This is a genomic window from Vibrio clamense, assembly GCF_050337905.1.
In the GTDB taxonomy this organism is placed as follows: Bacteria; Pseudomonadota; Gammaproteobacteria; order Enterobacterales; family Vibrionaceae; genus Vibrio; species Vibrio cortegadensis.
Genome location: NZ_JAKJTJ010000036.1, coordinates 1 through 13,765 on the forward strand (window position 1 = coordinate 1; position 13,765 = coordinate 13,765).

13 protein-coding genes and 6 tRNA genes are annotated in these 13,765 nt (G+C 42.4%); 8 read left to right on the forward strand and 11 right to left on the reverse strand.

The genetic code is table 11. The features are described 5' to 3' along the window. Positions 1–102: 102 nt before the first annotated feature. The 11 genes from L4C39_RS18525 to lolB all read right to left on the reverse strand — a co-directional run bounded on the left by L4C39_RS18525 (position 103) and on the right by lolB (position 5,502). Positions 103–177: transfer RNA gene (locus L4C39_RS18525), tRNA-Gln, on the reverse strand. Between the two features lie 30 nt (positions 178–207). Beyond that, positions 208–292 (reverse strand) — tRNA-Leu (locus tag L4C39_RS18530). A gap of 108 nt (positions 293–400) precedes the next feature. Then, positions 401–477 (reverse strand) — tRNA-Met (locus L4C39_RS18535). Positions 478–565: 88 nt separating this feature from the next. Beyond that, positions 566–640 (reverse strand) — tRNA-Gln (locus tag L4C39_RS18540). Positions 641–670: 30 nt separating this feature from the next. Continuing rightward, positions 671–755, reverse strand: a tRNA-Leu gene (locus L4C39_RS18545). Positions 756–822: 67 nt separating this feature from the next. Further along, positions 823–899, reverse strand: a tRNA-Met gene (locus tag L4C39_RS18550). 293 nt (positions 900–1,192) lie between these two features. Then, positions 1,193–2,284 carry a redox-regulated ATPase YchF gene (gene ychF, locus L4C39_RS18555; protein WP_017054208.1) on the reverse strand — a complete coding sequence of 364 codons (1,092 nt, stop codon included), beginning with the start codon at positions 2,282–2,284 and terminating at the stop codon, positions 1,193–1,195. A gap of 10 nt (positions 2,285–2,294) precedes the next feature. Then, positions 2,295–2,885: an aminoacyl-tRNA hydrolase gene (gene pth, locus L4C39_RS18560; RefSeq protein WP_017054209.1), complete on the reverse strand. Its 591-nt coding sequence runs from the start codon at positions 2,883–2,885 to the stop codon at positions 2,295–2,297. 144 nt (positions 2,886–3,029) lie between these two features. Further along, positions 3,030–3,977: a ribose-phosphate pyrophosphokinase gene (locus L4C39_RS18565; protein WP_017054210.1), complete on the reverse strand. Its 948-nt coding sequence runs from the start codon at positions 3,975–3,977 to the stop codon at positions 3,030–3,032. 26 nt (positions 3,978–4,003) lie between these two features. Then, complete coding sequence (gene ispE, locus L4C39_RS18570; protein ID WP_429747394.1) at positions 4,004–4,876, reverse strand: 4-(cytidine 5'-diphospho)-2-C-methyl-D-erythritol kinase; 873 nt, start codon at positions 4,874–4,876, stop codon at positions 4,004–4,006. Beyond that, a complete protein-coding gene (gene lolB, locus L4C39_RS18575; protein WP_113795372.1) occupies positions 4,873–5,502 on the reverse strand; it encodes a lipoprotein insertase outer membrane protein LolB in 630 nt (209 codons plus the stop codon). The genes ispE and lolB overlap by 4 nt, the downstream gene beginning before the upstream one ends. Positions 5,503–5,663: 161 nt before the next feature. Between lolB and hemA the strand changes: the two genes are divergently transcribed. From hemA to ybaK, 8 genes are all read left to right on the forward strand, one after another. Beyond that, entirely contained in the window at positions 5,664–6,923 is a 1,260-nt protein-coding gene (gene hemA / locus L4C39_RS18580; RefSeq protein ID WP_017054213.1) for a glutamyl-tRNA reductase, read from the forward strand. Between the two features lie 23 nt (positions 6,924–6,946). Then, positions 6,947–8,035, forward strand: coding sequence for a peptide chain release factor 1 (gene prfA, locus L4C39_RS18585; protein WP_429747397.1), 1,089 nt, complete (start codon positions 6,947–6,949; stop codon positions 8,033–8,035). A gap of 20 nt (positions 8,036–8,055) precedes the next feature. Continuing rightward, positions 8,056–8,910, forward strand: a complete 855-nt coding sequence (gene prmC, locus L4C39_RS18590; protein WP_429747399.1) for a peptide chain release factor N(5)-glutamine methyltransferase — start codon at positions 8,056–8,058, stop codon at positions 8,908–8,910. Between the two features lie 67 nt (positions 8,911–8,977). Continuing rightward, positions 8,978–9,361, forward strand: coding sequence for a SirB2 family protein (locus tag L4C39_RS18595; protein WP_017054216.1), 384 nt, complete (start codon positions 8,978–8,980; stop codon positions 9,359–9,361). Positions 9,362–9,367: 6 nt separating this feature from the next. Further along, positions 9,368–10,177: a SirB1 family protein gene (locus tag L4C39_RS18600; RefSeq protein ID WP_113795370.1), complete on the forward strand. Its 810-nt coding sequence runs from the start codon at positions 9,368–9,370 to the stop codon at positions 10,175–10,177. 39 nt (positions 10,178–10,216) lie between these two features. After that, complete coding sequence (kdsA, locus tag L4C39_RS18605) at positions 10,217–11,068, forward strand: 3-deoxy-8-phosphooctulonate synthase (RefSeq protein WP_017054218.1); 852 nt, start codon at positions 10,217–10,219, stop codon at positions 11,066–11,068. Between the two features lie 387 nt (positions 11,069–11,455). Next, positions 11,456–13,117 carry a bifunctional UDP-sugar hydrolase/5'-nucleotidase UshA gene (ushA, locus tag L4C39_RS18610; RefSeq protein ID WP_261888450.1) on the forward strand — a complete coding sequence of 554 codons (1,662 nt, stop codon included), beginning with the start codon at positions 11,456–11,458 and terminating at the stop codon, positions 13,115–13,117. A 132-nt stretch (positions 13,118–13,249) separates the two neighbouring features. Further along, a complete protein-coding gene (gene ybaK / locus L4C39_RS18615; protein WP_429747402.1) occupies positions 13,250–13,723 on the forward strand; it encodes a Cys-tRNA(Pro) deacylase in 474 nt (157 codons plus the stop codon). Positions 13,724–13,765: the final 42 nt, after the last annotated feature.

The following is a 13,765-nucleotide window of genomic DNA, read 5'->3' on the forward strand; positions in this document are numbered from 1 at the left end:
AATCTGGTGCGTCTACCAATTCCGCCACGACCGCAGCAAGTCTTTTACTCTGACTAAGAGTATAGTTAAGAAGACTTATGGTTTGTCTAAATAACGTTGTAATGGCTGGGCTACCTGGATTCGAACCAGGGAATGCTGGCATCAAAAGCCAGTGCCTTACCGCTTGGCGATAGCCCAACAGTGATATCAWTTAAGAYATCTAAATAATGGTGCGGTCGGAGAGACTTGAACTCTCACACCTCTCGGCGCCAGAACCTAAATCTGGTGCGTCTACCAATTCCGCCACGACCGCAGCAARTCTTTATAGTTATATTAACATTGGTGGTTCAATATAACGTTGTGCTCTTGGTTTTCTATTTAGCTTAAAAACAAGCTAAGTAATAAACAAAGAGTTTAAAAATGGTGGCTACTGCGGGATTTGAACCTGCGACCCCATCATTATGAGTGATGTGCTCTAACCAACTGAGCTAAGTAGCCATATTTTCTAAGCGAGACAATATAATACAATCTTATCTCTAGTTCTACCCAGTTTAAGAAAAAATCTAAAACTCAATAAAACAAATGATGGCTGGGCTACCTGGATTCGAACCAGGGAATGCTGGCATCAAAAGCCAGTGCCTTACCGCTTGGCGATAGCCCAACAATGATATCATTTAAGATATCTAAATAATGGTGCGGTCGGAGAGACTTGAACTCTCACACCTCTCGGCGCCAGAACCTAAATCTGGTGCGTCTACCAATTCCGCCACGACCGCAGCAAATCTTTATAGTTATATCGACATTGGTTATTCAATATAACGTTGTAATTCTTTAAATGAAAAATGGTGGCTACTGCGGGATTCGAACCTGCGACCCCATCATTATGAGTGATGTGCTCTAACCAACTGAGCTAAGTAGCCATTTCCAATTTTTCTGCTCTCGTTGAATCGTTGCCTTATCGCTGAGAACGGGGCGCATTATGCGTAGTTGAGCTAAACCCGTCAATAGTTTTTTTGAATAAATACGTTTTAAAGGACTGTTCGCCCTTTTTTTAAACAAAGAGACGTATTTGTGATCAAAAACCACCAACAAAAACGGATCTAAACTCTAAATTAACGGTTTTCTTTTCAATAGAAAAAGAGATAAAAAAAAGCCAACGCGAACGTTGGCTTCTTATCATTAATCAATTTGACGATAATTCGTACATTACAATTTATACGTTGAAACGGAAATGAACCACATCGCCATCTTTAACGATGTAATCTTTGCCTTCTAAGCGCCATTTACCCGCTTCTTTAGCTCCGCTCTCACCGTTAAATTCGATAAAGTTGTCATAACCGACAACTTCAGCTCGAATGAAACCTTTCTCAAAGTCAGTGTGGATCTTACCTGCAGCTTGTGGTGCTGTTGCGCCAACAGGGATAGTCCATGCGCGAACTTCTTTAACACCAGCAGTGAAATAGGTTTGCAGTGTTAGAAGTTCGTAGCCAGAACGAATTACGCGGTTAAGACCCGGTTCTTCGATTCCCATATCCGCTAGAAACTCTTCACGATCTTCGTCATCTAATTCAGAAAGCTCAGATTCAATAGCAGCGCACACTGGAACTACTACGTTGTTTTCTTTTGCTGCGAATTCACGCACAAGATCCAGGTATGGATTATTCTCAAAACCGTCTTCACTTACGTTTGCGATGTACATCGTAGGCTTAAGTGTTAGGAAGTTTAGGTAATCAATGGCGATAAGTTCTTCTTTTGTTAGCTCGATGGTACGAGCCATGCCGCCTTCCGTTAGTACTGGAAGTAGCTTCTCAAGAACCGTGATTTCGAATTTCGCATCTTTATCACCACCTTTTGCTTTTTTAGCATTACGCTGTAAAGCACGTTCACAGCTATCTAAATCGGCAAGAGCAAGCTCTAGGTTGATGATTTCGATATCTTCAAGAGGTGAGATTTTACCTGCAACGTGAATGATGTTTTCATTTTCAAAACAACGTACCACGTGGCCAATTGCGTCTGTTTCACGGATGTTAGCTAGGAATTTGTTACCTAAACCTTCACCTTTTGAAGCACCAGCAACCAAACCTGCAATATCAACAAATTCCATTGTTGTTGGTAAGATGCGTTCTGGGTTTACAATTTTCGCCAGAGCGTCTAAACGAAGATCTGGAACTGGAACAACACCAGTGTTTGGTTCAATAGTACAGAACGGAAAGTTTGCCGCTTCAATACCAGCTTTAGTAAGCGCGTTGAACAGAGTTGATTTACCTACATTTGGTAGACCAACGATGCCACATTTAAAACCCATGATAATAACCTTATTCAGCTTTGAACGTATGTAAGCGATTTTGTGCTTTGGTCAGGCCATCTTTTAATAAGATGTCGAGGCTGCGTACTGATTCATCCACTACGGCCTCTATACACTCCTGCTCTTTAGCGGGAGCTTTGCCTAACACATAACCTGCAACTTTATCTTTATGCCCAGGATGGCCAATGCCGAGCCTGAGACGATAGAATTCTTTATTATTCCCTTGCTTACTGATGATGTCTTTCAGGCCATTATGACCGCCATGACCACCACCTTTTTTAAATTTTCCTACGCCAGGAGGTAAGTCTAGCTCATCATGAGCGACCATTATTTCTTCCGGCTTAATTTGGTAGAACTTCGCCAGTGCGGCAACAGATTTACCAGATAAATTCATAAAAGTGGTTGGGATCAGTAAGCGAAGATCTTCGCCATGCACCATGATGCGACCCGTTAACCCAAAGAATTTAGCTTCATTCTTCAGAGTGACGTTATGTACACGTGCTAACTCTTCTACTACCCAAGCACCCGCATTATGGCGAGTTTTGGCATACTCAGGACCAGGATTCGCTAGTCCGACGAGAAGTTTTATTTGTTGGCTCAAGGTTAGGATCTCTCAGGAATTTCAAAAAGCGCCGTATAGTAGCATAGAAAATGCTTAAGGGGCGAGAGTCACAAAACCCTCGCATATATAAAAAAACCACCTCATGTTTGAGGTGGTTTTTATATTCATTAAACCAAAGAAGGATTAATTGCTAAACATCGCAGAGATTGACTCTTCGTTGCTGATACGACGAATCGCTTCAGCTAGCATGCGAGAAAGGCTAAGTGTGGTTACTTTGCCTGTAGCTTCCATCTCTTTAGTCATTGTGATTGAGTCAGTTACGATAACTTGATCAAGCACAGAGTTGCCGATGTTGTCTGCGGCACTGCCTGAGAATACAGCGTGAGTCGCATAAGCAAATACGCGCTTCGCTCCACGTGCTTTCAGTGCTTCTGCTGCTTTACATAATGTACCGCCAGTATCAATCATGTCGTCAACGATGACACAATCGCGACCTTCAACATCACCGATAAGGTTCATTACTTCTGAAACATTTGCGCGTGGACGACGTTTGTCAACAATCGCAATATCGATATCACCTAGGGCTTTCGCAGTTGCACGAGCACGAACAACGCCACCAAGGTCAGGAGAAACCACTACTGGGTTTTCTAGACCACGGTTTGCCATGTCTTCAAGTAAAACTGGAGTACCGAAAATGTTATCAACAGGTACATCGAAGAAGCCTTGAATTTGCTCTGCGTGTAGGTCGATAGTTAGAACGCGGTCAACACCAACGTTAGAAAGGAAGTCTGCAACAACTTTTGCAGTAATTGGTACACGAGCAGAACGTACGCGACGATCTTGACGGGCATAACCAAAGTATGGGATTACAGCAGTAATACGGCCAGCTGAAGCGCGGCGCATTGCGTCAATCATTACCACCAACTCCATTAAGTTGTCGTTGGTTGGTGCACAAGTTGATTGAATGATGAATACATCGCTACCACGAACATTTTCATTAATTTGAACAGCGACTTCGCCATCAGAAAAACGTTCAACAGTAGCATCTCCTAGAGAGATGTATAGACGATCAGCAATACGTTGGGCTAGTTCAGGTGTTGCGTTACCAGCAAATAGCTTCATATCAGGCACGGTGGAAACCTCGGTTGCGTCCAGTTTTAAATAGATTGGGTTTGGGCTGATTTATATTCAGCCAGTGTCTCTTTTAAAGGTGAAGTGTTTCGACCTTTTGCAATGAATGCAGAGACAGTGTCAGGAAGTTTTTCTAGAACAGTTTCAGCGTTTTGTTTGCTATCAAACTCAGCAAATACGCAGGACCCAGTTCCTGTCAATCTCGACGGCGCGTATTGTAACAGCCAAGAAAGTTGCTTATCAACCTCTGGGTACAGCATTCGAACAATTTTTTCGCAATCGTTTTCGTATTTTTCGCTTAGAAGCGTTGTCAAGGCTCGCTTTGGCGTATTTCTAATTAATTTTTCATGCGTGAATATGTCTACCGTTGCAATGCTAACTTGGGGCTTGATCACTAAATACCATTTTTCTTCTGGTTCCGCTTTTATCAGTTTTTCGCCTACACCTTCTGCAAAAGCAGCATAGCCATGAACAAATACAGGTACATCTGCGCCCAATTTCAAACCTATCTCTGCAAGTTGTTCATCAGAAAGGTCTAAATCCCAAAGATAATTGAGGGCAACTAAGACGGTTGCAGCATTTGAAGAACCACCACCGATTCCGCCTCCCATAGGAAGGATTTTATTTAAAATGATGTCAGCCCCAAGCGAGCATGAAGCATACTCTTGTAGTGCTGTAGCGGCTTTCCAAATTAAATTATCTTGTGTCGCCACCCCTTTGATTTCTGGGGTAATGGTAATTTGAGCTGAGTTATTTGCAGTAATTAATAGGTCATCACCAAAATCGACAAATTGAAATAGGGTCTGCAATTCATGGTAACCATTGTCTCTACGACCTGTTATATAGAGAAATAGGTTTAATTTGGCAGGGGATGGCCAAGAGGTTTGTTTGGTTATCATTCCGTAATTTTCCATTTAGACACAACAATATTGATGGTGGTATCGGCTTGCGTAAATTTTAATTTTGACGGTAAAGGAAGCGGATTTACATCGGAATTTTCCGCTAAGTTAGTAGTTTCCTTGTAAGCTTGATATTCGAGTTGCCATTGACGAAGGCCCACTTTTTTATTTAAAGAGGCTAGAGTGTTGGTCTCATTTAACTGAAATTGGTCAGCTCCCGTAGGTAAGCCAAGTAACCATTGTGGCATATGATCGATTGGGATCATCAACCCTGTAAGGTTATAAACCAATTGTGTGGCACTCTCTCCAGTAAAGGTTTCGTCGTCGTAAGTGACTACTTTTGCCCCTTGAGGGGTGATCGTCAAATTGAGTGCTGTTTGCCCCAGAAATGTGGTTAATCGTAGATGGCTAAGCTTCTCTGAGTGTTTCCACTGAAAATTCAGACTTTGTCTCTGCTGTGGAGATATGTAGGCGAGTTTACCCGTAATGTTGTAACTGGTTATCTGTTTTAGCTTCGATTGATGAGATTGCCACTCAACGCTGGTGACTGTTTCTGGAATGCTGGAACACCCAAAAAGAAGAAGACTTGCAAAAAATAGGCTAAGGGCTTGGCGAAATTTGATCATGTTTGCTCACAACTTGCTCAAAAATGGGAAGAAAGCAGGGCAACTATAGCATTGAACTCACGAACTCAGTAAAACAAATCCTCCTTGCCCTTTAAATAGATCCCTCCATCAAGTAAAATTCGCCACTTATTTATGTATCTTGATCAGAGAACCTTCAATTCATGTCCTTGCTTGCTATTGGTATTAATCACAATACAGCCTCGGTAGATTTGCGAGAAAAAGTCGCATTTGGCCCCGATAAACTGACGGAAGCGTTAAAGCAGCTAGGTGCAAATGAGAATGTAAACGGAAGTGTTATCATTTCCACTTGTAATCGAACTGAAATTTATTGCGATATAAAAGCCGCAACAAAGAATAAGCTTATTGATTGGCTTTCTAACTTTCATGATATTAGTCCTGAAGAACTAAAACCAAGTTTATACATTTACGAAGAGCAAGCGGCGATTAAGCACTTGATGCGGGTATCGTGTGGATTAGACTCTTTAGTACTTGGTGAACCGCAGATCCTTGGTCAAGTTAAGCAGGCTTTTTCTGATTCGAGAGAATTAAAAGCCGTTGACGCTTCAATGGAAAAATTGTTCCAAAAATCTTTCTCTGTTGCGAAACGAGTTCGGACAGAAACTGAAATTGGCGGAAGTGCTGTTTCCGTGGCTTATGCTGCTTGTACTTTAGCGAAACAAATTTTCGAATCATTGGCTGACTCTACAGTATTACTGGTTGGTGCCGGTGAAACTATAGAACTTGTCGCGAAACATTTAGCGAGTAATGGCTGTACCAATATGATTGTTGCTAACCGTACTCGTGAACGAGCGTTAAGTTTAGCGGAAGAGTTCGGAGCAGATATTATTGGGCTACCGGATATCCCTGATTATTTACCGCGAGCCGATATTGTGATTAGTTCTACCGCGAGTCCTTTACCTATCATAGGAAAAGGGATGGTAGAAACAGCACTCAAAGCACGTAAGCATCAACCAATATTATTAGTAGATATTGCCGTTCCTCGTGATGTAGAAGCGCAGGTCGGGGATTTAAATGATGCCTATCTTTATACGGTTGATGATTTACAATCCATTGTTGAAAGTAATCTTGAACAGCGAAAAGTGGAAGCTATCCAAGCAGAAGCTATTGTTAGTGAAGAAAGCGCGATATTCATGACGTGGATGCGCTCGTTGCAAGCCGTCGATAGCATTCGAGATTTTCGGAAGTCGGCGAATGAGATTCGAGAAGAGCTTTTAAATAAAAGTTTGCAGTCTCTTGAGGCTGGAAATGATCCACAGAAAGTATTACTAGAACTTAGTAATAAGTTAACGAACAAATTGATCCATGCTCCCACTCGCGCGTTACAAAGTGCAGCCGAGCAAGGTGAACCAGCAAAATTAACAGTCATTAGACAAAGTCTGGGTCTTGATGACCCTAGCTAAGACTCATAAGAAGTAAGAGAAGTATGAAATCCTCGATTCTAGTAAAGCTTGAAAGCCTAGTTGAACGCTATGAAGAAGTTCAGCACCTACTTGGTGACCCTGGTGTTCTCGGTGACCAAAACAAATTCCGTGCTTTGTCGAAAGAGTACTCCCAGCTAGAAGAAGTGACTCAGTGCTTCCAAGCTTACCAGCAAGCACAAGAAGATCTTGTGGCAGCTGAAGAGATGGCCAATGAAGATGATGCAGAAATGCGTGAAATGGCTCAGGAAGAGATCAAAGAAGCAAAAGCGGCTATTGAAAAATTGACCGATGAACTGCAAATTTTGTTGCTACCGAAAGATCCAAACGATGAGCGTAACTGTTTCTTAGAAATCCGCGCCGGTGCGGGTGGCGATGAAGCGGGTATCTTTGCGGGTAACTTATTCCGTATGTACTCAAAGTTTGCTGAGAAGAAAGGCTGGCGCGTAGAAGTGATGAGCTGCAATGTGTCTGAGCAGGGCGGTTACAAAGAGATGATCGCTAAAGTAAGCGGTGATGGCGTGTTCGGTACTATGAAGTTTGAATCTGGTGGTCACCGTGTTCAACGTGTACCAGAAACTGAATCTCAAGGTCGTGTACACACTTCTGCATGTACCGTTGCTGTCATGGCTGAAGTACCAGAAGCGGATTTACCAGAAATTAAATCAAGCGATCTGAAAATTGATACTTTCCGCTCTTCGGGTGCGGGTGGTCAGCACGTTAACACGACAGATTCTGCTATTCGTATTACTCACCTTCCAACGGGTACGGTTGTTGAGTGTCAAGATGAGCGTTCACAACATAAAAACAAAGCCAAAGCGATGGCTGTTCTTGCGGCTCGTATTATCCAAGCAGAAGAAGCTCGTCGTGCTGCGGTAGTATCTGATACTCGTCGTAACCTACTTGGTTCAGGCGATCGTAGTGACCGTATTCGTACTTATAACTACCCACAAGGTCGTGTTTCAGATCACCGTATTAACCTGACACTTTACCGCCTATCAGAAACGATGGAAGGCGATCTACAAAGCTTGGTTGATCCTGTAATGGCTGAGCACCAAGCTGACCAACTTGCAGCATTAGCTGATAACCATTAATCGTTGGTGACGCAGAATTAATGAACGCTAACCGCACAATCGAACATGTGCTTAAAGCTACCATTAGCCAGTTTCAAGAGAGCGGCAGTGAATCGCCCTCTCTTGATGCGGCAGTGTTACTTTGCCATGCACTCGATAAACCTCGCTCATATTTACTGACCTGGCCTGAAAAAACGCTAACCGATGAACAGTGGATTGAGTTCAATCGTATTGTTGAAAGGCGACTAAAAGGCGAGCCTGTTGCCTATATTGTCGGGGAGAGGGAGTTCTGGTCTCTGCCATTAAAAGTATCACCTTCTACTTTAATCCCAAGACCTGACACCGAAAGATTAGTTGAAGTCGCTTTGGATAAAACCTTCGAACAGCAAGGTGCCATTCTCGATTTAGGAACCGGTACAGGGGCGATAGCATTAGCTTTAGCGTCAGAGCTACCTAATCGACAAGTCATCGGGGTCGATCTCCGTCCTGAAGCGCAACAGCTTGCGACTCATAATGCGCAACAACTTAATCTTTTAAATGCGACTTTTCGCCATGGCAGTTGGTTTGAACCGATTGATAACGGCATGAAGTTTGCTTTAATTGTTTCGAACCCGCCCTACATTGAAGAAAATGATCCGCACTTAACTCAAGGTGATGTTCGCTTTGAACCCATAACAGCACTTGTTGCTGAAGATGAAGGTTTGGCTGATATTCGCTTTATATCCACTCATGCTATTGATTATATGGAAAAAGATGCATGGTTGGTTTTTGAACATGGTTACGATCAAGGGCAAGCGGTTCGACAAATAATGATCGATCTTGGCTATTGTGATGTCACAACAGAACAAGATTACGGTGGCAATGATAGAGTGACTTTAGGTCGTAATATTAAATAGCCCCAAGAACGACAATCTTTGCCGCTGAGCAAATATTGTCATAAGAGCCAACAATAAGAGAGATAATATGTACGAAGCTCTAAAACACTTTCACCTTCTGACGATTGGTATTAGTGCCGTTTTACTTTCCGTTCGCTACTTTTTGATGATGGCGAACTCTCCAATACTTGAGCATGGTTTTCTAAAACGTTTTCCTCATATCAATGACTCTCTGCTCCTACTCTCTGGCTTTGCATTGATTGCAATTACAGGCTTTATCCCTTTCACACCTGAAGCGCCTTGGTTAACTGAAAAATTAACCTGCGTTATGATCTATATCGCGTTGGGATTTTTTGCACTACGATTAGGCCGTAATAAATTGCTGCGTTCATTCTCATTTTTTGGCGCTCTAGGCTGGCTGGCAATGGCAGGAAAGATTGCGATGACGAAAACGCCAACTATCTTTGGGTAATAAAGTATGCTTAATTTATTTGATGAAGATTTCGATAATATGGAATTGGTTGAAGGTGCTTTAGTTTTAAATAAAGCGGTAAATCCTGAAACTCAGGTTAATTGGGCTGAAGAAGAACTAGAGCGCTTGGTTAAAGAGGCCAAAAACTGTCTGAATCATGAAGTCAGTGATAAGCAGAACTTTGAATCCTTTCTGAATGTTTTCTACTCTGATTGGGGCTTTAGCGGTGATAGAGAGGCGTATTTCTCTTCCGAAAATGCGTTTATCGATAAAGTGCTTGAGCGTCGCAAGGGTGTACCTGTTAGTCTAGGTTCTTTGCTACTCTTTTTTGGGCGAAAGTTGGGTTTCCCTATCGAAGGCGTCACTTTTCCAACTCAGTTTTTAATTAAAGTCACATGGCCTGAAGAGACCCCCGTTTATCTTAATCCGTATAATGGTGAATTCGTTGCACAGCATACACTTAAAGCGTGGCTGATTGGGCATGATGGCCCTTTAGCTAATTTAGAGCCTGAACATTTCAATACAGCAGACAACCCAACCGTCATTGGACGTTGGCTTGCATTGTTAAAGAGTGCTTTGTTGCGTGAAGAGCGCTATACATTAGCATTAAGGTGCACGGATCTTGCGCTAAGCTTTGTTCCAGATGACCCATATGAGATTCGCGATCGTGGATTTATTTATCAGCAGTTAGATTGCCATCAGATAGCGGTATCCGATTACCAATACTTTATTGATCAGTGCCCTGATGATCCTGCGTCTGAGTTACTAAAGACTCAAGTTAATGCATTAAGTGAAAGTTCAATTACCATTCATTAGACATGAATGTTAACTACCTAATAATTTTGAGAGAAGATAATGGAACAGAAAACAGTTCATATTGGTGATATTCCAGTAGCCAACGACAAACCATTCACCCTATTTGCGGGCATGAACGTTTTAGAATCTCGCGATCTAGCGATGCAAATCTGTGAGCACTACGTAAAAGTGACGGAAAAGCTTGGCATCCCATACGTATTTAAAGCCTCTTTTGATAAAGCGAACCGCAGCTCAGTACACTCATACCGTGGCCCGGGCCTTGATGAAGGGATGAAAATCTTCCAAGAGTTGAAAGATACTTTTGGCGTTAAAATTATCACGGATATTCACACTGAAGCGCAAGCACAAGTGGTTGCCGATGTGGTTGATGTGATCCAATTACCTGCATTTTTAGCACGACAAACCGATCTTGTTGAAGCGATGGCAAAAACAGGCGCTGTGATTAATGTGAAGAAACCGCAATTCATGAGCCCAAATCAAGTAGGTAATATTGTTGATAAGTTTGCTGAGTGTGGCAACGAAAACATTATTCTATGTGAGCGTGGTTCATGCATGGGATATGACAACTTAGTCGTTGATATGCTTGGTTTCGGCGTGATGAAAAAATCATCAAATGGTAGCCCTATCATCTTTGATGTAACTCACTCATTGCAAATGCGTGACCCATCAGGTGCTGCATCTGGTGGTCGCCGTGAACAAACCGTTGAGCTTGCGAAAGCCGGTTTGGCGACAGGTATTGCTGGCCTCTTCATTGAAGCTCACCCTAACCCAGATAAAGCAATGTGTGATGGCCCTTCAGCGCTGCCTCTAGATAAACTAGAACCATTCTTGGCTCAAATGAAATCGCTAGATGACCTGATCAAGAGTTTTGCGGATATCGATATTAAGTAATTTAATCTGAAATTATATATTTAAAAGGCTGACGAAAGTTGGCCTTTTTGCTATCGGCTTAACTAGACGAGTGTAGCGAGGTGATCTTTATGCTTATTAAGCGTTTCTTCTCTCATTCTTCGTATTAATCGTCGATCTCACAGTAAAACGTTTGCCTGTGATCTTATTTAACCTTAAGTGCAAGTTACAGCACCTATTACACCTGCATTATCTTTTTAGTGTGATTGATTCGACATTAATATGAAAACAAAATGTTACTTGGACTCTGTTAATTTAAACTAGTTCATGTTTTATAGGTCTTTCAAGCATATACACTCTATTTGTAATATTTTGTCTGTAAGCCTATTTATAAAGTAGTGGACCCCTAACCGTTCAAAAGGTATGACAATGAAGCAAAGCCTTATTCTAAAGACTGCGTTAAGCGCAGCTATTCTTGCAACTCTTGGTGGTTGTGCATCTGAACCAACACACGACTGGAATGCAGATACAACGTACAAACTAACGGTTCTTCATACTAATGATAACCACGGTCGTTTTTGGCAGAATAAATATGGCGAGTACGGCATGGCTGCTCGTAAGACACTTATTGATGAGTTGCGTGCCGATGTACGTGCAGAAGGTGGTAGCGTGTTACTTCTTTCTGGTGGTGATATCAACACTGGTGTACCTGAGTCAGATCTTCAAGATGCAGAACCTGATTTCAAAGGTATGACTAAAATTGGTTACGATGCGATGGCACTGGGTAACCACGAATTTGATAATCCATTAGAAGTTCTATTCAAACAGAAAGAGTGGGCTGATTTCCCAATGCTTTCTGCGAACATTTACGATAAAGAAACTGGCGAGCGTCTTTTCCAAGCTTACCAAATGTTCGACAAGCAAGGTATCAAAATTGCCGTTATCGGTTTAACGACTGAAGATACAGCGAAAATTGGTAACCCAGAATACATCGGTGGTGTTGACTTCCGTGACCCTAAAGAAGAAGCGAAAAAACTGATCGCTGAACTTGAAGAGACTGAAAAACCAGATCTAATTTTTGCTGTAACACACATGGGCCACTACGAAGATGGTCAACGTGGTGTTAACGCTCCTGGTGATGTAGCTCTAGCTCGTTACTTAGATGAAGGTTCTCTGGATATGATCGTTGGTGGTCACTCTCAAGAGCCTGTATGTATGGAAGGTCCAAACGTCGCTAAGAAAAACTTCAAGCCAGGTGATGAGTGTAAGCCAGACGAACAAAACGGTACTTACATTGTTCAAGCTCACGAGTGGGGCAAGTACGTAGGCCGTGCTGATTACGAGTTCCGTAACGGCGAGCTAGAGATGGTAAGCTATGATCTTATCCCTGTTAACCTTAAGAAAAAAATTAAGGTAGACGGTAAGAAGAAGCGTGTTCTTATCCAAGAAGAGATTGCACAAGATAAAGAGCTTCTTGAGTTCTTACGTCCGTTCCAAGAGCAAGGCCAAGAACAGCTAGGTATTAAGATTGCTGAGACAAATGGCAAGCTTGAAGGTGACCGTAACGTCGTTCGTTTCCAACAAACTAATCTAGGTCGTCTGATTGCAACGGCTCACATGGAACGTGCAAAAGCAGATTTCTCTGTAATGAACTCTGGTGGCGTTCGTGACTCAATTGAAGCGGGTGACGTAACATACAAAGACGTTCTAACGGTTCAACCATTTGCGAATATCCTAACTTACGTAGACATGAACGGTGCGGAAGTAATGGATTACCTAAATGTTGTAGGTACTAAGCCTATCGACTCTGGTGCTTACGCTCAGTTCGCGGGTATCTCAATGACGGTTGCAGACGGTAAAGTATCTAACGTATTTATCGGTGGCAAGCAATTGCGCTTAGATGAGACTTACCGTTTCACTATCCCAAGTTACAACGCTGCTGGTGGTGATGGTTACCCTAAAATTTCAGGTCACCCAGGCTACGTAAATACTGGTTTTGTTGACGCTGAAGTATTAAAAGATTACTTAGAAGCGAACAGCCCTGTTGATGTTAATGCATATGCACCATCTGGCGAGATTGTTTACAAGTAATTAAGGAATAGTAGGAGAAAGAGTTTGACTCTTAGTCTCTGATATTTTTTACTAAAAGCGGTGCTTCGGCATCGCTTTTTTGTATTTAAAATTCAAGCAATGATTTCTTACTCTTACCCTGTGGACAGACGAATGACTCCTGCAATTAACCTCGCGAAAAAGCGAAAGGTTCCTCATATAATCCATCAGTATCAACATGATCCAAACCATAATAGTTATGGGTTAGAAGCGGCGGAAGTATTAGGCCAAGACCCAGACACGGTATTCAAGACATTGCTATTTTGTATCAATGGAGAGCCAAAAAACCTGGCGGTTGCGATTATTCCTGTAGCACAAAAACTCAATCTAAAATTAGCGGCAAAGGCGGCTAAAGCCAAAAAGGCAGAGATGGCCGATCCGGACATTGCACAGAAAACAACAGGGTATGTTGTGGGGGGGATCAGCCCACTAGGTCAAAAAAAAGCACTGCCAACGTTTATTCATTGCAGCGCAGAAACTTTGGATGCGATATGTGTCAGTGCGGGTAAGCGTGGGCTAGAAATTGAATTAGCACCACAAGATTTGGCAGCACTAACTCGTGGTCAATTTGCTGAGTTATGCTTATAAACGGGCTTGTAAGTGATATTCGATTGGTGTCAAAGCTACTTG

Bases quoted from the DNA above. Each gene is read 5' to 3' on its own strand.
- ychF (WP_017054208.1), bottom strand. From the start codon at position 2,284: ATGGGTTTTAAATGTGGCATCGTTGGTCTACCAAATGTAGGTAAATCA.
- ispE (WP_429747394.1), bottom strand. From the start codon at position 4,876: ATGATAACCAAACAAACCTCTTGGCCATCCCCTGCCAAATTAAACCTA.
- lolB (WP_113795372.1), bottom strand. From the start codon at position 5,502: ATGATCAAATTTCGCCAAGCCCTTAGCCTATTTTTTGCAAGTCTTCTT.
- hemA (WP_017054213.1), top strand. From the start codon at position 5,664: ATGTCCTTGCTTGCTATTGGTATTAATCACAATACAGCCTCGGTAGAT.
- prfA (WP_429747397.1), top strand. From the start codon at position 6,947: ATGAAATCCTCGATTCTAGTAAAGCTTGAAAGCCTAGTTGAACGCTAT.
- prmC (WP_429747399.1), top strand. From the start codon at position 8,056: ATGAACGCTAACCGCACAATCGAACATGTGCTTAAAGCTACCATTAGC.
- L4C39_RS18595 (WP_017054216.1), top strand. From the start codon at position 8,978: ATGTACGAAGCTCTAAAACACTTTCACCTTCTGACGATTGGTATTAGT.
- L4C39_RS18600 (WP_113795370.1), top strand. From the start codon at position 9,368: ATGCTTAATTTATTTGATGAAGATTTCGATAATATGGAATTGGTTGAA.
- kdsA (WP_017054218.1), top strand. From the start codon at position 10,217: ATGGAACAGAAAACAGTTCATATTGGTGATATTCCAGTAGCCAACGAC.
- ushA (WP_261888450.1), top strand. From the start codon at position 11,456: ATGAAGCAAAGCCTTATTCTAAAGACTGCGTTAAGCGCAGCTATTCTT.
- ybaK (WP_429747402.1), top strand. From the start codon at position 13,250: ATGACTCCTGCAATTAACCTCGCGAAAAAGCGAAAGGTTCCTCATATA.